15 protein-coding genes are annotated in these 19,640 nt (G+C 42.9%); 10 read left to right on the top strand and 5 right to left on the bottom strand.

Features of this window, described 5'->3' with window-relative positions:
• The first annotated feature begins 78 nt into the window (after positions 1-78).
• From C7B70_RS06575 to C7B70_RS06540, 8 genes are all read left to right on the top strand, one after another.
• A complete protein-coding gene (locus C7B70_RS06575; RefSeq protein WP_106368258.1) occupies positions 79-3,897 on the top strand; it encodes an EAL domain-containing protein in 3,819 nt (1,272 codons plus the stop codon).
• A gap of 81 nt (positions 3,898-3,978) precedes the next feature.
• On the top strand, positions 3,979-4,716 hold the full coding sequence (gene purC, locus C7B70_RS06570; protein WP_106368314.1) for a phosphoribosylaminoimidazolesuccinocarboxamide synthase: 738 nt from the start codon (positions 3,979-3,981) through the stop codon (positions 4,714-4,716).
• 52 nt (positions 4,717-4,768) lie between these two features.
• Positions 4,769-7,144 (top strand): BamA/TamA family outer membrane protein, encoded by a 2,376-nt coding sequence (locus C7B70_RS06565; protein ID WP_233220840.1) that lies wholly within the window; start codon positions 4,769-4,771, stop codon positions 7,142-7,144.
• Entirely contained in the window at positions 7,144-8,019 is an 876-nt protein-coding gene (lpxC, locus tag C7B70_RS06560; RefSeq protein ID WP_106368257.1) for a UDP-3-O-acyl-N-acetylglucosamine deacetylase, read from the top strand. The genes C7B70_RS06565 and lpxC overlap by 1 nt, the downstream gene beginning before the upstream one ends.
• A 100-nt stretch (positions 8,020-8,119) precedes the next feature.
• The gene (fabZ, locus tag C7B70_RS06555; protein WP_369831826.1) at positions 8,120-8,635 is read left to right on the top strand and encodes a 3-hydroxyacyl-ACP dehydratase FabZ; all 516 of its coding nucleotides are present in this window, start codon (positions 8,120-8,122) and stop codon (positions 8,633-8,635) included.
• A 39-nt stretch (positions 8,636-8,674) separates the two neighbouring features.
• Complete coding sequence (gene lpxA / locus C7B70_RS06550; RefSeq protein WP_369831829.1) at positions 8,675-9,517, top strand: acyl-ACP--UDP-N-acetylglucosamine O-acyltransferase; 843 nt, start codon at positions 8,675-8,677, stop codon at positions 9,515-9,517.
• Positions 9,517-10,719, top strand: coding sequence for a lipid-A-disaccharide synthase (gene lpxB, locus C7B70_RS06545; protein WP_106368254.1), 1,203 nt, complete (start codon positions 9,517-9,519; stop codon positions 10,717-10,719). Before lpxA ends, lpxB begins: the two co-directional genes overlap by 1 nt.
• Positions 10,719-11,975 carry a DNA cytosine methyltransferase gene (locus C7B70_RS06540; RefSeq protein WP_106368253.1) on the top strand — a complete coding sequence of 419 codons (1,257 nt, stop codon included), beginning with the start codon at positions 10,719-10,721 and terminating at the stop codon, positions 11,973-11,975. Before lpxB ends, C7B70_RS06540 begins: the two co-directional genes overlap by 1 nt.
• 55 nt (positions 11,976-12,030) lie before the next feature.
• Here C7B70_RS06540 and leuS read toward each other — a convergent pair whose 3' ends face one another.
• The gene (gene leuS, locus C7B70_RS06535) at positions 12,031-14,589 is read right to left on the bottom strand and encodes a leucine--tRNA ligase (RefSeq protein WP_106368252.1); all 2,559 of its coding nucleotides are present in this window, start codon (positions 14,587-14,589) and stop codon (positions 12,031-12,033) included.
• 104 nt (positions 14,590-14,693) lie between these two features.
• On the opposite strand from leuS, the gene C7B70_RS06530 reads away from it, so the two are divergent.
• Positions 14,694-15,092 carry a gamma-glutamylcyclotransferase gene (locus tag C7B70_RS06530; RefSeq protein ID WP_106368312.1) on the top strand — a complete coding sequence of 133 codons (399 nt, stop codon included), beginning with the start codon at positions 14,694-14,696 and terminating at the stop codon, positions 15,090-15,092.
• Between the two features lie 47 nt (positions 15,093-15,139).
• Here the strand turns inward: C7B70_RS06530 and C7B70_RS06525 are convergent, their stop codons facing one another.
• The 4 genes from C7B70_RS06525 to C7B70_RS06510 form a co-directional block, all read right to left on the bottom strand.
• A complete protein-coding gene (locus C7B70_RS06525) occupies positions 15,140-15,604 on the bottom strand; it encodes an anti-sigma factor (protein WP_106368251.1) in 465 nt (154 codons plus the stop codon).
• Positions 15,605-15,735: 131 nt separating this feature from the next.
• A complete protein-coding gene (locus tag C7B70_RS06520; RefSeq protein WP_106368250.1) occupies positions 15,736-16,392 on the bottom strand; it encodes a sigma-70 family RNA polymerase sigma factor in 657 nt (218 codons plus the stop codon).
• Between the two features lie 435 nt (positions 16,393-16,827).
• Entirely contained in the window at positions 16,828-17,370 is a 543-nt protein-coding gene (locus C7B70_RS06515; protein ID WP_106368249.1) for a late competence development ComFB family protein, read from the bottom strand.
• Positions 17,371-17,459: 89 nt separating this feature from the next.
• A complete protein-coding gene (locus C7B70_RS06510) occupies positions 17,460-18,341 on the bottom strand; it encodes a M23 family metallopeptidase (RefSeq protein WP_106368248.1) in 882 nt (293 codons plus the stop codon).
• Positions 18,342-18,642: 301 nt separating this feature from the next.
• Between C7B70_RS06510 and C7B70_RS06505 the strand changes: the two genes are divergently transcribed.
• Positions 18,643-19,518, top strand: a complete 876-nt coding sequence (locus C7B70_RS06505; RefSeq protein WP_106368247.1) for a TIGR02281 family clan AA aspartic protease — start codon at positions 18,643-18,645, stop codon at positions 19,516-19,518.
• Positions 19,519-19,640: the final 122 nt, after the last annotated feature.

Here is a 19,640-nt window from a genome sequence, read left to right as displayed (position 1 = left end):
TTTTTATTTCAATAGTGCTGATTTTTATAGGTAACGAAGGATTTTCCCTAGTTAGAGAAGCACAAATCTAAGTTAAAGATGAAAATACAACAAAAATTACTTCTTAGCTTTCTCTTTCCTTCCTTAATGGCAGGGATAATTGTCTGTTTTGCGATCACTAATAACTTAAGTATTCTTAACAATATTGCCCAAGTCAATCAAAGTTCCATCAAAGAAGTTACAGCCTTAACACAAATAAAGTTTGCTGGTACAGCAATCCAAGGTTATGCGAACTACTTGCAAAGACATAATAATTCTGCTTTAGAGCCAACTCCAGCGCTACTAACAAAAGCCGAAATTTATACAGGTATCAAAGTAGAATTAAATAATCTTGCAACGAACTTCAATAATCTTAAATTCGCTACCAATCAAAGTATTTATATCAGCGAACGAAGTTTCTTTAAGCGAAGTAACGAAATTCAGCAAGAAAAGAATGAAGTAGTAACTATAAATAACCTTGGTAAAAAACTGACTAATTATAGTCAGCTTGTAAATCAATATTTGAATCTAAATAATACAGATAGTATAAAAGCAGAAAGCTTTTTAAACCAATCTTTAGAGCCGTATTTTAAAACGATTATAGTTCCCTTAATTGAAGAAGCTTCCATTGATGCCCAAGCAGAATTAATAAAAGAAGCTAAAGAAATTGAACAAAGTATTGCCCATAACAATACAGTAATTAGCATCCTGGCTGGACTGAGTTTTGCCCTAAGTATTATTTTAAGTTCCGTACTATCTCGCACTATTTCTCAACCCATAGTTGAGTTAAAGAAAGCCGCCATAAACATTGCTAAAGGTAATTGGGCTACCCGCTTAAGCATAAAAAACAAAGATGAGCTTGGCAGTTTAGCGAAAGCTTTTAATCAAATGAACGAAGCTTTGGAGAAAACGACAGTTTCTAAAGATTATGTTGATAATATTATTGAGACTATTGTAGATAGCTTGATTGTTTTGGATCAAGATAAAAAAATTATTAAGCTTAATAAAGCAACACTAAGTTATCTAGGTTACAAAGAAGAAGAATTAATTAATCAGCCTTTTTCAAAAGTATTATGTGAAGCAGAAATAGCTAAAGTTTTTGCAAAAAAAGAATCGAGTAAAAGGATAGAAACAAGTTATTTAAAAAAAGATGGCAAACAAATATCAGTGTTATTTTCAAGTTCGTTGATGCGACAAGCAGGAGAAATTAAAGGCATAGTTTGTGTAGCCGGAGATATTAGCGAACAAAAAGCCCAGGAGAGCGATCGCGCTCTAGCAGAAGCGGAGAAAAATTTACTATCTACAGCAATCTCTCACGCCGCCGAAGCAATCGAAATTACCGACACCGAAGCAAGGTTTATATATGTTAATCCTGCCTTTGAGACAACCACTGGCTATAAACGTGCGGAAGTAATAGGGCAAACCTCGGCGGCTTTACTAAGAAGCGGAAAACACGATTCAGCCTTTTATCGAGAAATAGCAGTTACCTTGAGCAATGGTCAAGTATGGAGCGGCAGTTATACGGGTAGACGTAAAGATGGCACTTTATACTACCAAGACGTAACTATTGCACCCGTATTTAATTTAGCTGGATTAATTACTCACCATGTCGCAGTTAAAAGAAATATTACCGAACGCAAAAAAGCTGAAGAAAGATTAGAAAAAATTAATCAATGCTTTTTAAGTTTCCAAACAGAGCCGATGGTCAATATTAATCGACTTGCCGCTTTATGTGGAGAATTATTAGCCGCAAACTGCGCTTTATATAGTCGCTTAGATGAGGGAACACTATACTCCGTAGGTCAATGGCAGACTCCAAAAGGCTATAACGGGGTCAGTAGTGGGGAGGGGCACATCTGTTACGACGTAATTAATAGTGGTAGTGATGAAGTAGTTATTCTCAACGATTTACTCAATACAAAATATGCCCAAACCGAACCAAATGTACAGCAATACAATTTACACACCTATGTCGGTCAAGTTGTCAAGTGTGAAGGTTTAAGGATAGGTGCAGTGTGCGCCTTATACAAACAAAACTTTGTTCCCAGTAATGCCGATCGCAAAATTTTAGGAATAATTGCCGCCGCTATTGGTGTAGAAGAAGAAAGACGAGTAACTCAACAAGCCCTAAGCGCCAGCGAAGAAAGGTACGCCCTAGCCGCTCAAGGGGCTAACGATGGGCTATGGGATTGGAATTTAGTAACTGAGGAAATTTATTTTTCGCCTCGCTGGCGAACAATGTTGGGTTTAAGCACTGGAGAAATTGGTAACAAAAAAGAAGACTGGTTTAGTCGCGTCCACCCAGAAGATATCGAGCAATTAAAAAATGCGATCGCTTCCCATCTAGAAGGAAAAGTTCCCTATCTAGAAAATGAGTACCGCATCCAGCACAAAAACAGATTAACACGCTGGATGCTAGTACGAGGATTAGCCGTTGGCGACTCCACAGGCAAGCCCCACCGTTTTGCTGGCTCTCAAACAGATATTACCGAGAAAAAAGTCGCCGAAGCTCAATTAAGGTACGATTCCTGCCACGATAGTTTGACGGGGTTAGCCAATCGCCGTCTATTTATGGATCGTTTAGAGGAAGTGCTTGCTCGTACTGCCGACGATCAAAATTATTTATTTGCCGTCCTGTTTTTAGACTTAGACAGATTTAAGGTAGTAAATGATACGTTAGGTCATGAAATAGGCGATCGCTTGCTCGTAGCTGTAGCCCGTACCTTAGAATCTTGCGTGCGTCCTGGAGATACTGTTGCGCGCTTAGGTGGAGACGAATTTACAGTTTTACTTGACAACATCAAAGGTATTGACAATGCTACCCAAGCGGCGGAGCGGATTCAAAATCAACTCACCTTACCCTTTAATATTGGGGGCAACGAAGTATTTAGTACCGTTAGTATGGGCATCGCTTTAAGCAGCACTGGTTACAAGCAAGCAGAGGACATTTTACGCGATGCAGATATGACAATGTATGGCGTAAAAACCCACAGAAATGGTGGGCAATACTACCAAATTTTTGATCCCACTCTCCATTCTAAGGCGCTGGGGATACTGCAACTAGAAAACGATTTAAGAGGAGCGCTCGGACGACAGGAATTTGTTTTGTGCTATCAGCCAATTGTATCGCTCAAAAACTTCCGTATTGTTGGCTTTGAGGCTCTAATTCGTTGGCACCACCCAGAGCGCGGTTTAGTGTCTCCTGTCCAATTTATTCCGATGGCTGAAGCTACAGGCTTAATCAATGCTATCGGCTACTGGACGCTAGAGGAGGCTTGCCGTCAATTAAAATCCTGGCAAGAGCAGTTTTTTGGCAAACCATCTTTAACTATCAGCGTCAACCTATCTACTAAACAGTTTACTCAGGCAGATTTGCTCGACCAAATCGAAAAAGCTCTCCAAATAACTGGGCTAGAAAGCCGCTTTTTAAAGCTAGAAATTACTGAAAGCGTATTGGTAGAAAATGCCGAGCGCGTGAATGCTATGCTCGTACAAATGCGGCAAATGGGCGTGCGGTTGTCTTTAGATGATTTTGGTACGGGCTACTCATCTTTAAGCTATATGCATAGTTTCCCGATTGATACGTTGAAAATTGACCGCTCTTTTGTTACTGACGTTGATACAGAATTAGGCAAAATAGAAATTATCCGCACGGTGGTTGGACTTGCTTGGAATTTGGGCATGGATACCATCGCGGAAGGAGTGGAAACCAAAACTCAAATGTATCAACTCAAATCGCTAAAATGTAACTCCGCCCAAGGATACTATTTCTCAAGACCCTTAGATGTAAAAGCCGCTGAAGCCTTGATTGCCCAAGAGCGCGAGTATTTTAACAATACAAACAAAGTCGAAGGATTGGAATTTTGGGCAAGAAAGTAACTAGAATTACCTTGGTTGCAAACCACAGGTAGAATAGTTAAGCCTGCTTTTTGTAGGTTTATTGCCATCATTGAAACTATCATGTCTCGCACCAAAATCTACGAAGGCAAAGCGAAAATTATTTACGCTACCGAAGACTCGGAAATTGTTATTGCTGATTTTAAAGACGATGCTACCGCTTTTAATGCGCTCAAACGCGGCACTATCGACGGGAAAGGTAAAATTAATTGCCAGATATCTCAAGTGTTATTTCAATATTTGGAACAGTGTGGCATTGCTACTCACTTGATCGACTGCCCAAGTTTAAACCAAATGCGGGTAAAAAAAGTAAAAATTTTGCCCCTAGAAGTGGTAGTCAGGAACATTGCTGCGGGTAGTCTATGTCAACAAACAGGATTGCCATTGGGAACGGTATTAGCTCAACCATTGGTAGAGTTTTATTACAAAAATGATGCTTTGGGAGATCCTTTATTGACCCACGATCGCCTATTATTACTAAAACTCGCAACTAGTGAGCAAATTGACCAATTACAAGAACTTGCCAAAAAGTGCGATCGCGCTCTATGCGAATTTTTCTCAAACTGTAACTTGACTTTAGTAGACTTCAAATTAGAGTTTGGCACTGATAGTAATGGACAACTACTTTTAGCTGATGAAATTAGCCCCGATACTTGCCGCCTTTGGGACAATTTAGAATCCGATCCCCAAAATCGCGTAATGGATAAAGATCGCTTTCGTCAAGACTTAGGTAAAGTAGAAAATGCCTACGAGCAAGTTTTAGAAAGAGTTTTAGCCCAGTCTAATTTTAGGAGTAAGTAGAAAAAAAAGTAAGGTTTTTTGTTGAAGTTTAATAACTGAGGAACAAAGAACAGTGCCAAGTCTTCAAAAAGTTTCTTATAGCTCTAACTTATGGTGTGTGGAAGTGTTAAATAATTTCAATAAAATCTCAATAATTTCTGCTCGTTGGATGTTAAGCCGCCCTTTACAGGCTGCATTATGGTTAGTCGTAGGAATTTCAGCCTTTAATTCAATTTTGGCTCCAGAAATTGCTCAAGGACAACCCGTTATTAAAAAAACTCCGGCGCTGAAAGCTGAAAAGTTGCAGGTAAACTCAACGGTGAGTAATAGTGTGGTAGTAGAGACGATAGCTGGGCAAGAACTAGCCCAAACTCCCACGAATACAACCCCTTCTACTACGCCCAACCAATCGACAACCGATACAAATTCCCCGGTAAATCCCCCCGCACCAATAATACCTGCTCCAGGAACGGAAGGCTCACCGCAACAGGAAACCCCCAATCAACTAGAATTTGATATCACTCCAGGAAGTCAAAGCCCAACGATTGACAACAATACTCCAGCCCCAAACCCCCAAGCACCAGACAACGCTACCCCAGCACCAGATAATGCCGCCCCCGAAGCAGGCTCAGAGCCAAATCCAGAGGTGTTAGTCGGAGAAGTATTAGTTCAAGGTCAAGAAGGGCAACTAACTACTGAACTTGAAAACCAAGTATATCAAGTAATCAAAACTCAACCAGGACGCACGGCAACGCGATCGCAATTACAAACAGACATCAACGCTATTTTTGCCACCGGGTTTTTTGCTAACGTTAGCGCCGAACCAGAAGATACAGCTTTGGGAGTGCGAGTAACATTTATCGTCCAACCCAATCCAATTTTACGCTCTGTGCGAGTACAGGCAAATGCCGGGACAGAAATCCCATCGGTACTACCCGCAAAAATTATTGATGACATATTCAAAGAACAATACGGCAGCATTCTAAATTTGCGCCGCTTTCAAGAAGGAATCAAACAATTAAATAAATGGTATCAAGACAACGGCTATGTTTTAGCCCAAGTAAATGAGGCTCCAGAAGTAGCCACTGATGGCACGGTGACTTTGGTAATAGCTGAAGGCGTAATTGAGGATATTCAAGTTAGCTTCCGCAACAAAGACGGAGAAGACACCGACGAAGAAGGCAAGCCAATTAAAGGGCGCACTCGTGAATTTATCGTTACCCGCGAACTAGAACTAAAGCCTGGACAAGTTTTTAATCGCACTACCGTCCAAAGAGACCTACAAAGAGTATTTGGGCTGGGTTTGTTTGAAGACGTGAATGTGTCGCTCAACCCCGGTGAAGACCCGCGCAAGGTAATTGTAGTCGTTAACGTAGACGAGAAAAATAGCGGCTCTGTAGGTGCGGGTGCGGGTTTTAGTTCCTCAAGCGGCTTATTTGGTAGTTTGAGCTATCAACAGCAAAACTTGGGCGGCAATAATCAAGACTTGGGCGCAGAATTTCAAATTGGTCAGCGAGAACTACTATTTGATTTGCGGTTTACAGATCCCTGGATTGGTGGCGATCCTTACAGGACATCTTATACCGTTAATTCTTTTAGACGGCGTACAACTTCTCTAATTTTTGACGGCGGCGAAGATGAAGATGAAGTTACTCTGCCGAATGGAGATCGTCCCCGAATTCTGCGGCTTGGCGGCGGCGTAAACTTTACTCGTCCTTTGTCCAAAGACCCTCTCCGCAAGTCAGAATGGACAGCCTCAGCAGGCTTGGAATATCAACGGGTATCGATCCGCGACTCGGATGGCGAACTTAGTCCCAGAGATGAACTAGGTAATGACTTAAGTTTTAGTGGCGACGGTACGGACGATTTATTAACCTTGCAAGCTGGGGCAGTACGCGATCGCCGTAACGATCCACTCAGACCAACTAGCGGCTCCCTAGTCCGGTTTGGCGTTGAACAATCTGTGCCTATAGGGGCAGGTAATATCTTACTAAATCGAGTCCGGGGCAGCTATAGTCAATACTTCCCCGTCAGCTTCATTAATTTCAGCAAAGGGCCGCAAGCTTTAGCTTTTAATATTCAAGGCGGTACAGTATTAGGAGATTTGCCACCTTACGAAGCTTTCCTATTAGGGGGTAGCAACTCGGTACGAGGCTACGATGAAGGCGACTTAGGTAGCGGACGGAGTTTTGTGCAAGCTACTGCTGAATACCGCTTTCCTGTGTTCTCAATTGTCGGCGGCGCGCTATTTTTTGATGTGGGTACAGACTTAGGTAGTGGTAGCGAAGTTCCTGGAGATCCAGCCGGAGTAAGGGGGAAATCTGGTAGCGGTTTTGGCTACGGCTTGGGGGTAAGAGTTCAATCGCCTCTAGGCCCAATTCGGATCGATTATGGTTTTACTGATGAAGGCGATAGCCGCTTGCACTTTGGTATAGGAGAAAGATTCTAATGGGTGAGGGGCAAAAGGTAAATAAACATACTCTAGCTGACCAATTTAGCCTGTCGGGGGTGGGGTTGCATAGCGGTGTTACTACTACCGTGCGGGTTTTACCTGCTCCAGGACAAGGGCGCTATTTTGTGCGGGTAGACTTGCCCCAAAAGCCAGTTATTCCAGCTACAGTAGCGTCTGTAACTAATACAGTTTTATCGACCCAATTAGGGGAAAAAGACTCTGGCGTTCGCACGGTAGAACATCTGCTTGCCGCCTTAGCAGGTATGGGGGTGGATGATGCCCGAATTGAAATAGATGGGTTAGAAGTGCCTTTATTAGAAGGTTCTGCCCAAAGATGGGTAGAGGAAATTGCCTCTGTTGGGTTAGTAGAATCTTTGCCCAGGCGATCGCCACCGCTATTAACGCAGCCGATTTGGGTACGCCATCAAGATGCCTTTGTAGCCGCTCTCCCCGCCCCAGTAACCCGCTTTACCTACGGAATTGATTTTGATGTAGCAGCTATTGGCAATCAATGGCATAGCTGGCAAGAAACGCCGCTAGAAGACAATTCTTTTGCCCAAGAAATTGCCCCGGCGCGGACGTTTGGTTTGGCTCACCAAATCGAGGCATTACAGCAACAAGGTTTAATTAAGGGCGGAAACTTAGATAATGCTTTAGTTTGCGATCGCGCTCTGGGCTGGCTAAATCCTCCTTTGCGATTTGCAAATGAACCAGCACGTCATAAAATTTTAGACTTAGTGGGAGATTTGAGCTTAGTGAAAAATTTGCCTGTTGCTCATTTTTTGGCTTACAAAGCCAGCCATAATTTACATATTCAACTAGCCCAACTATTAGAGGAAAGCTTAGAAGATGAGGAGAAGGGGGAATATTAACCCGCACAGCTTGAGCTATTTCCTCAGCAAAAAACTTGCTCAAGTTCTCTATAAAATGTCCCCGCTAAAGATAAAATTACATTTCTAGTCCTGCACGTTTTTGACTCCCATGAAAACCGCCCTAACTAACTTAGAATTAATGGCAGAATCAGCCAGCCCTATTGATGAAAATACCCCATTAAAAACAGTTTTTAATGTTGAAGAAATCCAAAAATTGCTACCTCACCGCTACCCTTTTGCCCTTGTAGACCGGATTATTGAATACGTACCGGGAAAACGGGCTGTGGGGATTAAAAACGTTACCTTCAACGAACCGCATTTTCAAGGGCATTTTCCCGGAAGACCAATGATGCCAGGAGTATTAATCGTTGAAGCAATGGCGCAAGTGGGCGGAATTGTACTAACTCAATTGCCAGAAATGGAAGGGGGACTATTTTTGTTTGCGGGGATTGATAAAGTTAGGTTTCGCCGCCCCGTTGTCCCAGGAGATCGCTTAATTATGACTGTGGAACTGTTATGCGTCAAACGCCGTCGTTTCGGTAAAATGCAAGCTCGTACCGTGGTAGATGGGCAATTAGTTAGCGAAGGCGAATTGATGTTCTCTTTAGTCGATTAAACTAAGCAAAATTATCCTAACAGCCACTACAACTAACCTCTGCTTCTCGTTGGAGACCTATCTTTGAAGACCTTAATTCATCCTACTTCTGTAATTCATCCTGGCGCAGAATTGCATCCTACCGTTCAAGTTGGGCCCTACGCGGTAATTGGCAAACAAGTTAAAGTTGGCTCTGAAACTATCATCGGCGCTCATGTTGTTTTAGAAGGCCCTACAGAGATAGGACAAGGAAATCAAATTTTCCCCGGCGCTGCTATTGGACTTGAACCCCAAGACCTTAAGTATGATGGGTCTTTGAGTTGGGTAAAAATTGGCAACTATAACCGCATCCGCGAGTACGTGACAATTAATCGCGCTACGGGGGAAGGAGAAGCAACGGTAATTGGCGATCGCAATTTATTAATGGCTTATACTCATGTAGCTCACAATTGCGCGATCGCCGATTATGTCGTTATTGCTAACAGTGTTGCTTTAGCAGGTCACGTAAAAATAGAGTCAAGAGCTACTATTGGCGGTGTTTTGGGCATTCATCAGTTTGTGCATATTGGCAAGTTAGCCATGGTGGGTGGTATGAGTCGTATTGACCGCGATGTCCCGCCTTATATGTTAGTAGAAGGTAGTCCCGCCAGAGTCCGCAGCCTCAATTTAGTGGGTCTAAAACGGGCGGGAATATCAGAGTTAGACCAAGGGGCAGTTTTTCAAACTTTAAAAAAAGCTTTCCGCAGTCTTTACCGCTCAAATTTAACAATTAGTGCGGCGTTAGAACAATTAGAACTATTGCCAGATAACGATTACATTCAACATCTGCGCGAGTTTTTGCAATTATCGCAAAGGTCAGAGCGGCGCGGTTGTATACCCGGTCGGAGTCCACGCAAGAATTAATGGCTTTTAATCTAATTGAGCAAATAAAGAAAGTCAGAATTTTTATTAGCACTGGGGAAGTATCGGGAGATTTACAAGGTGCGTTGTTAATTACCTCCCTCAAGCGTCAAGCCATTAAAGCAGGGGTAGAGTTAGAAATTGTTGCTTTAGGGGGCGCTAAAATGGCGGCGGCGGGAGCAATTTTATTAGGCAATACTAGCAGCATTGGCTCGATGGGACTATTAGAAGCGCTGCCTTTTATTTTGCCAACTCTTCAACTCCAAAAACAAGCGATTGCATCTTTAAAGGCTCAACCGCCCGATCTGGTCGTGCTAATTGACTACATGGGCCCCAACATGAAAATCGGCAGTTACATTCATTCATCGCTGCCCCAAGTGCCTGTAGTTTACTATATTGCCCCCCAGGTCTGGGTGTGGTCAGTGACGGCGCGGGCAACAACGCGAATTATTGAAATTAGTAATAAGTTACTAGCAATTTTTCCTGAAGAAGCCCGTTATTTTGAAAAGCGGGGCGCAAATGTTAGCTGGGTAGGGCATCCTTTAGTTGATCGGATGCAAAATGCCCCAAGTCGGGAAGTTGCCCGGAAATTACTAAGCCTTGCGCCAGAAACAACCGCGATCGCCCTGATTCCCGCTTCTCGTCGCCAAGAGTTGAAATACTTGCTTCCAGCAATGTTTGAGGCGGCGAAGCAAATTCAATCTCAGTTACCCAACGTGCGGTTTTTGATTCCTTTAGCTTTAGAAATCTATCGCCAACCGATTGAAAAGGCGATCGCCTCTTACGGTTTGCAAGCTACTATTGTTTGTGGTCAAACGACTGAAGCTATTGCTGCTGCTGATTTAGCAATAACTAAGTCGGGAACGGTGAATTTAGAAATTGCACTGCTAAACGTGCCACAAGTAGTGATTTATCGCGTTAGTAGCTTAACAATTGCGATCGCTCGATTGTTAAAGTTTTCCATTCCCTTTATGTCGCCGCCCAACTTGGTAGAAATGAAGCCCATCGTGCCAGAATTGCTCCAAGAACAAGCCACGCCCGAAAATATTGTCCAAATAGCTCTAGAATTATTGCTTAATCCTATTCGTCGCCAAGAAACTCTAGACGCATACAAACAAATGCGCTTATCTTTAGGAGAAGTGGGAGTATGCGATCGCGCTGCCTCCGAAATTTTCCAACTATTAGAGGCAAGGGGTGAGAAGTAATCGACAATGGAAAAACAACCCTTGCAACTCGTCCCATTGCTATAGACTTATTTGCCGGGGTGGGCGGATTTTCTCTAGGAATAGAGCAAGCAGGATTTGATGTATTAGTAGCTGTAGAAAGCGATCCAGTTCATGCTTGCGCCTATAAGTTTAATTTTCCCCTCACAGAAGTAATCTGCCAAGATATTACTCAAGTAACCGCCGATACCATTAGACAAGCGGCTTTAAAAGCCTGGATTGCTCACTACAAAACTGACACTTTATGGGACGGAAAAATTGATTTAGTTTTTGGTGGGCCTCCTTGTCAAGGATTTTCACTCATGGGCAAACGTTTGATAAATGACGATCGCAATCATTTAGTTTTAGAATTTTGTCGCTTAGTCCTTGAACTAAATCCCCGCTATTTTTTGATGGAAAATGTGCCGGGAATGGTAGCCGGGAAACACAAAACTTGGTTAAATAAGCTCAAAAATAAGTTTAAACATCATGGGTATCATAGTAGGGCGCAAATTTTAAATGCGGCGGATTTTGGCGTACCCCAAAGACGCAAAAGACTGTTTTTTTGCGGCGCACAAGCTGGAATTAGGATTTATTTTCCCAAACCTGTAGCCGGTCTAGTTACAGTTGTAGATGCGATTGCCGATTTGCCCGATTTAGATAGTTTTCCCGAACTCAAAACCACTGATCAAGTGCTGTTAAGTTTTGAGCAATTAGCTCAAGCCGAGCAAAAAATTAGCGTGTACGCGCAAACTCTCCGCGAATCTAACTATTTTGCTTACCCGCGCGCGTGGAATCCACAATTGCTTACAAGTTCCCTGCAAACCCAACATAATCAAACTTCTATAGCTCGTTTTGCTGCAACGATCGCTAATCAAAGAGAACCAATTAGCCAATTGCGCCGCTTAGACTTAAATGGATTGTGTCATACCTTACGGGCTGGAACAGGAAGCGATCACGGTAGCCACACTTCCCCCCGTCCAATTCACCCAATTTTACCGCGAGTAATTTCAGTTAGAGAGGCGGCGCGGTTGCATTCTTTTCCTGACTGGTTTCGCCTGCATCAAACTAAATGGCATGGATTTAGACAAGTAGGCAATTCTGTACCTCCACTATTAGCCCAAGCTGTCGGTAAAAGTATTATTACTTCTTTAGCCCTAACGCCCGTCTCGCCTCAAATGGTTTTAACTCAAGGAGATCTGCAACTCTTACGCTTTGATGCTTGCCATGCAAAACAGTATTGGCTAATGAATGAGTAATCCTAAGCAATTACCAATTACCAATTACCAATTACCAATTACCAGTTACCCAAAGTCAAACTACAAAATTAACCAATTTTCCCGGCACAACAATTACTTTTTTAATCGCCTTCCCTTCCAGATGACGTATAGCTGCTTCCGACTGACGGGCATAATTTTCTAATTCTTGCTTATCAGCTTGGGCGGGAACTTGAATTGTGCCTCTAGTTTTGCCCATAATTTGAATTACTAGCGTTATCTCATCGGCGATTAAAGCATTAGGATCGTAAGTAAGCCATGTTTGCTGATGGATTGAACCCGTTTTACCGCTCAAATGCCACAATTCCTCGGCAATATGGGGCGCAAAAGGCGCGAGTAGCTGCATTAGTGTCTCAATCCCTTCCGCGTATACGGGAGAGTCAAAACATTTAGAATCTGCGATCGCATTACTTAACTTCATCAATTCCGAAACCGCCGTATTTAGATGATACTCCCCTTCTAAGTCTTCGGTAACTTCCTTAATTGCTGTATGAATTGCTCTTCGTAGCTCTTTTTCGGGCTTACTCAAGTTACCGTTTCCAATACTTATTTTCGCCCCATCAAACTCGCTCACCAACCGCCAAATCCGATTTAAAAAGCGAAATTGCCCTTCAACATCCGCCTTATCCCATTCCAAATCTTTTTCAGGCGGCGCTTTAAATAAAATAAACATCCGGGCGGTATCTACGCCATATTGGGCAATTACATCTTCTGGTGCTACGCCGTTGTATTTCGACTTAGACATTTTCTCGTAGAAAACCTCCAATTCTTCTCCAGTTTCTGGATCTTTTGGATCTTGTTCTTTTACTAAAGCAGAGGGAATATATTTATTAGTAACGGGGTTTTTGTAGGTAACTGCTTGTACCATGCCTTGAGTTAGCAAGCTTTGGAAAGGTTCATCAAAGTTGATTAGTTGGCGATCGCGCAATACTTTAGTAAAAAACCGCGAATACAATAGATGTAAAATTGCGTGTTCAATGCCGCCTACATACTGATCTACAGGCATCCAATCGTTAGTTTTGGCACTAGCAAAAACTTCTTTGTCATTTTTTGCATCAGCAAAGCGCAAGAAGTACCACGAAGAATCAATAAAAGTATCCATCGTGTCTGTTTCGCGCAAGCTAGGCTGGCTACAAGTCGGACAAGGAACATTTACCCAACTTTCCAATTGTGCCAAAGGAGAAGCGCCGCGCCCAGTAAAAGCCACATCATCAGGCAATTTTACAGGCAAATCTTGTTCTGGTACGGGTACAGCGCCACAACTAGGACAATAAATAATTGGAATTGGTGCGCCCCAGTACCGTTGCCTTGAAATCAACCAATCCCGCAGGCGGTACTGTACTCTTGCTTTACCGTAGCCTTTTTGTTCGGCATACTGAACGATCGCACCAATCGCCTTTACAGAGTCCATCCCCTCAAAAGCGCCAGAATTGACTACGAGTCCTGCGTCTGTATACGCTGCCTTTAAAGAGGTTTTAGACGATGTTTTTACTGTCCCTGGTGGCACAATTACTACTTGAATTGGCAGTTGCTTTTCTTTAGCAAACTTAAAATCTCTATCGTCGTGGGCTGGTACGCCCATCACCGCCCCTGTACCGTACTCGTACAGCACGTAATCGGCGATTAAAATCGGGATTTCTGAACCCGTAAAAGGATTAACCGCTATCCCCCCGGTAGGAATCCCCCGTTTAGGTTTATCTTCCGCCGTGCGTTCTAATTCGCTTTGACTTGATACTTCTTTAATAAACGCTTCCACCGCTTCTTTTTGCTCTGGCGTAGTCACACTAGCTGTCAAAGGGTGTTCAGGAGCCAAAACAACGTAAGTCACGCCATAAACGGTATCAGGGCGAGTTGTGAACACGCCAATTTTTTCTTCTAAGCCAACAATGGGAAACTCTAGGTAAGCACCAACAGATTTGCCAATCCAGTTTGCCTGCATGGTTTTAACTCGCTCCGGCCATCCGGTCAGCTTGTCTAAGTCATTTAGCAGTTGTTCGGCGTAGTCGGTAATTTTTAAAAACCATTGCCGTAATAGTTTACGCTCAACCATAGCGCCACTGCGCCAAGACTTTCCCGCACTATCTACTTGCTCGTTGGCGAGTACAGTTTGGTCTATAGGATCCCAATTTACGGCAGCTTCTTTTTGGTAAGCAAGCCCAGCTTGAAAAAACTGTAAGAAAATCCACTGCGTCCATTTGTAATATTCGGGCGCACAAGTGGCGATTTCTTTTTCCCAGTCAATCGACAAACCTAAACGTTGCAACTGACTCCGCATCTGAGCAATATTTTGATACGTCCACTCTTGAGGAGGAATACCCCGCTCAATTGCCGCATTTTCCGCCGGGAGTCCAAAAGCATCCCATCCCATCGGATGCAGTACGCGATAACCCTGCATCCGCTTGAGTCTGGCAATTACATCCGTAATTACATAATTACGGACGTGACCCATATGCAAGCTTCCCGATGGATAGGGGAACATAGAGAGAGCATAAAATTTTGGCTTACTTTCATCTGTAGAGGTGCGGTCTAAGCCAATATCTGCCCAACTTTTCTGCCACTTTTCCTCTACGACTGCGGGAATATAACGGGACTCCACAAACAAACTCCTGACTTGAAGCGATCGCGCATTGGTGTTTCGTTATTGTGGCACAATCTCGGTTTTTCCTGAGCTTATTGACACTTTTCAAAAGGGTATTTATTTTGTTAAAAGTTTTTGTATACGGCACTTTAAAGCCAGGAGAAAAAAATTATCCTTTCTATTGCACTCAAGCTGTAGAAGTTATTGAAGCGATCGCCTACGGTAAATTATACGACTTACCAATGGGCTATCCAGCCGCAATATTTCCTGAATCTGATCTTGTCTGGGGTTATGTACTGACGTTTTACGACACTACAGTTTTACAAACTTTAGACGAATTAGAAATTTACGATCCTAACCAGCCAATTAGCCAAAACCTCTACCAGCGATACCAAATAGAAGTTTACAACCCAAACTTTAATTCCTTGGGTAAAGCATGGGTTTATTGTATGAACCAACAACAAATTGATGCTTATAAAGGTGTTTTGATTAGCAATGGCTGGTGGACTAGCAAAAAATAAGCTGCTAACTATTGCTAACAGCTTATTTTGATAATAAAAATTTCCGATTATTGCTTGTGTGGTGCTGCTTTTTGGGGTTCAAAGGCAGATTCGGGAAGTTCAACTAAGGGAGTATTTAAGGCAACTACTAACTTTTCTTCTGTGCGGATTGCCTGATTGCTTACATTCGCCATCTGTAGCACCTGACGACCAGGAATAACGCTTGATACTGCCGCAATAACTGCCGCCGCTACTGCCGCACCAGCCCACTTCAACGAGCGATACTGGCGGCGTTTTTCTATTTTGCCAAATACCTGTTGAATTGTTTGCTCTACGTTTTGCGATGCAGGGGGTACGGGTAGAGTTTGAAAATTTTGGCGCAGTGCCAATAACCGTGCGTATAGCTTCTGAGTTTCGGCATCATTGTTTAAACGTTCTTCTACTTGTCGCTTTTCTGTAGAAGTGACTTCACCGTCTAGGTAGGCACTTAATAGCTCGAAGAAGTCGCGCTTCTGTGTGTTCATATCATTCATCAAGTATTTTTATTACCGGGATTAAAGGCGAACAAGTTACTTAGCAGTTATTCAAATCAACCGAGGGATTTTTAAATTCAAGGTCTATTTTAACATTTTTGCCAAGTTACATAAAAAGTTATTTGGGAGTTTTAACCATCTAAATAGCTTTGCAGTTGAGATTGAAGTCTAGTTCTAGCTCTAGCTATTCTTGACTTGACGGTTCCTAAAGAGACTTTGGTAATTTCGGCAATATCTTCGTAGGCTAAACCTTCAATTTCTCTTAAAACTATGGTTGTGCGAAAGACTTCGGGCAAGTCAGAAATCGCCTCCTGTAATTGTTCATAAAATTCTTGCGTTGTTAACTCCTCCTCTGGGGAGGGATTTTCGCCAGCAATTTCCCAGTTCATTTCCCCATCTTCCATAAAACGGGGAGCATCTAAAGACAGAGGGCTTGCCACTCGTTTACGCTTGCGTAACTCGTCGTAAAACAAGTTGGTAGCAATGCGGCTCAACCAGCCCCGAAACTTGACTGGTTCTTGTAAACGTTTGATATTGCGATACACTCGAATCCAAACTTCTTGAGTCAAATCCGCGCGATCTTGCCAATCAGGAGCTAGGTGATACAACACCCGTTCCACGTGAGATTGATAGCGCCGCAGTAACTCAGAAAAAGCAGCACGATCTGGGCTGCGTTCAGATTGACAACGCAAAATTAAATCGTAGTTTGACAATTTATCTATTTGCACTGGTGCTTGAGGAGACTTTGCCTCAACTGATGACCAGGGTACAGAAATAGCTAGACTCATACACGCCAATAAGAAACATCCCATTTTACTAGACAAGTCTACTAATAGTAAGTTCCCGATTTGAGTGTACTCGCCCTTGGCTCTATTTGGCGGCGATAGGATAGCCCATACTGTTGCCAATTGCTGCCTATAGGCTCAAGCCATTTGTTCCTGGTGGTAATGTTTTTTACTGGGCGCGAATTTGTAGTATCTTTGGGATGATTTGCTAAACGAACGACAGTAAGCAAGTTGAAGCACAACTTTATTATCAAGACTAAAAATAGTTTTGTTATCGCCCACCTTGCCACCTACAGCTACAATTAACTGCTTTTTTACACCTATTACTGCGGTAAAAAAGCAACCATTACGTTCTTAATTTGAGTTTGCCGGGTTTCTGCTAAAAACCCCTAAGCAAGCAAACAAATCTTCATATAGAGGTAGAAGCATCAAAGCGATTTACTCTGGCACTTGCTCGAAGGAGGGAGCGTAAGCTTGAAGTAGGGCGCTGACTTGTTTTAAAACTTCTTCCCCTGAATTTTTGCCTAAAGCTTGCCTTTCCGGGAAAAAGTCAGGACGATCTATGCTTTGGGCGATCGCTTCGTTTACTTGCTGAATAATCAATTGATCCAATTCTTCCTTAGCTCGTTGACGTTGATAATTGCCACCTTCTTCCGTGGTGGCATACAGTGGGGGCAGGCGGTTTAAAGCATAGGCTGCAATATCTCCAACATCGAGATGGCGATCGCTCGTAACTTCTATTTCTGCCACTCTAGCTAAGGCTTCAGTCAGTACCAATTCTTCCATGACATTGATAAACTGCTTGCGTTGTACAGCTACTACTTCCCCAGTTAGCAGCGACCCCATCAGCTTATCTAACCCCATATACTCCGCAGCAGATAGCTCTGAGGCTGCATCGCAAATAGACCCTACCTCCGCTTCCATTGCTGGTGTAAGATAACCAGTTTGAAGGGCTTGTTCAACTATTTTTTCAATACCCATAATGTCCCTAAACTCTATGGCACTTGCTGGTGATTTCTACATTACTCAATAATTTTGCCTTACTATTACAGAAAAATTGCAAAACAGAGCTAATTAAATTTGCGCTCGCGCCAAGGAGTAGGATCGACCGATTCTCCTTGTACGTATAATCCCCAATGTAAATGTGGCCCTGTTACGGCTCCTGTGGAACCTACAGCGCCAATTACTTGACCTGCTTTAACAACCTCTCCTTCTTGGACATTAAGACGGCTGAGGTGCAAGTAAGTCGTAATTACCCCTTGCCCGTGATCAATGCCAATGATATTACCGTGGACGCGAAAACCTTGGGAAACTCTGCCAACTAAAGCAACGCGCCCATCGGCGGGAGCTATAACTGGAGAGCCTATAGCTCCGGCATAATCTACGCCACGATGATAGTAGTCTTGAGCGAATTTACCATTATAGTAGCGACGGACTCCGTAAATAGCAGAGATTCTGCCTTTATTAGGCTTAAGAAAAGCTCCATCCCAAAATTTTTGCGGAGTTTTCAGCGCTTTAAGCTCGGCTACGCGCTTTAGCTCGTGTTCTGTAGCTTCAAGCCCAGATTTTCCTGGGGATAGTCTAATTCGTTGGACGGGAAATTTGCGATCGCCTACAAATACCGACATTTGTTTAGTTTCCGCTCCAGCATCTATTTGTAACGATCTTGTACCTGGCTTTTGCAGGGGGGTTGTCGGTAAAAATGCACGGTATTTATTCGCGGCGATGGCAAAGGTGGGGTAAGTTTTTTTGTTAATTGTCACCGATGGGGGGCTAGAGGCGGTGGGATTATCTGGAGTTACGACTACTGTTAAAGTATCTCCTAATCGCGGTTTGGCTGGGCTAACTTGCACTTGCAGCGCTTTTACCGAAGTTGCCAAAATTGTTGAAATAGCGACAGCTATTGTCAGTACCAGACTATTTTTGAAGTAGTTGGTGCTACTTTTACTCATAAGTTGCAGTGCCTTTAAGCTGAGGATTTTTAACAATTAAGTTTTGCTCTTGAATCAGATTACTTTTTGACTAGCTTCTTTGGCAAGCTAGTCTTGAGCTTCTGCTATTTTTTGCACTTTGAGGCAACGGAGAGAACCTATAAATAGCAACGTTTTACCCGTTAATAACTGAGGGGTTTTTGCTTTTAAGGTGTGAATTTAATAAATATCATCTATTACCTGACATCGCTAATAAAATTTTGTATGCTGGAGAATTGATAGCAAAAATACTACAAACAATTTTAAGTAATTTTACGCAAGTATGAAACGGTTTCTATCTCTACGTTTAGAATTAATTTTGCTAACTGGAATACTAGGATTAATCGGCACTGCTTGTAATAGCTTTAGTGCAGCTAAATTGCCTAAAAAGCAAAATCCTCAAGTAGCAATTGAACCTTTCGCAATCCCACAAACAGCAAAATTGCCGCCGCCACAAGTAGTTGAACATGATCGCTTTGAAAGTGCTTTAGATAAGGCTTATGGGGCTTTAACTATTACTCAATCTGCTCAAGGTGCAGAAGATTGGGGCTTAATAGCAGCACAATGGAGCGAAGCGATCGCCTTAATGAAAACTGTACCAACCCACAGTCCTTACAAACTGATCGCCCAAAAAAAAATTATCCAGTACCAACAAAATCTTAAGTACGCCCAGCAACAAGTAATTCGCCCGATTCCACCGCGTCCGGCTCCCTTGCGCGCAATTCTGCCCACCGGATCTATTGTTACCCCCGTACAACCGCTACCAATACTTACTCCCACAAGTTCGGGAGTGTTTCAAGCAGCGATCAAAACCCGTCATGGGGGAACTCCTGTAGTTGATGTTACTTTCAATGACAGTACGCAATTTGAAATGATTGTCGATACGGGGGCTAGTGGTACAGTAATTACTCAACAAATGGCTGCGGTTTTGGGAGTTGTCCCGATAGGTAAAGCTACAGCAAATACTGCTAGCGATCGCAATGTAGAATTTTCTATTGGCAACGTTAATTCTATAGAAGTGGGTGGTGCGGTAGTTAATAATGTCCCTGTGGCGATCGCTCCGACGGCAAACTTAGACTTGGGATTGTTAGGGCAAGATTTTTTTAGCAATTACGATATCACAATTAAACGCGATGTTGTAGAGTTTCGACCCCGTTAGCCTGTAGAACTTTCTTTACCCAAAATTAACTAATGCTTACTTACTTGTTAATTTAGCAACTGTTAACCTGAGTTAAATCTGCATTAGGCAATTTTTTACTTTAATGCAGAGTGTTTTTAGGA

This window comes from Chlorogloea sp. CCALA 695, from assembly GCF_003003885.1.
Taxonomy (GTDB): domain Bacteria; phylum Cyanobacteriota; class Cyanobacteriia; order Cyanobacteriales; family Chroococcidiopsidaceae; genus Aliterella.
This window is presented reverse-complemented; position numbering and strand designations above follow the sequence as displayed.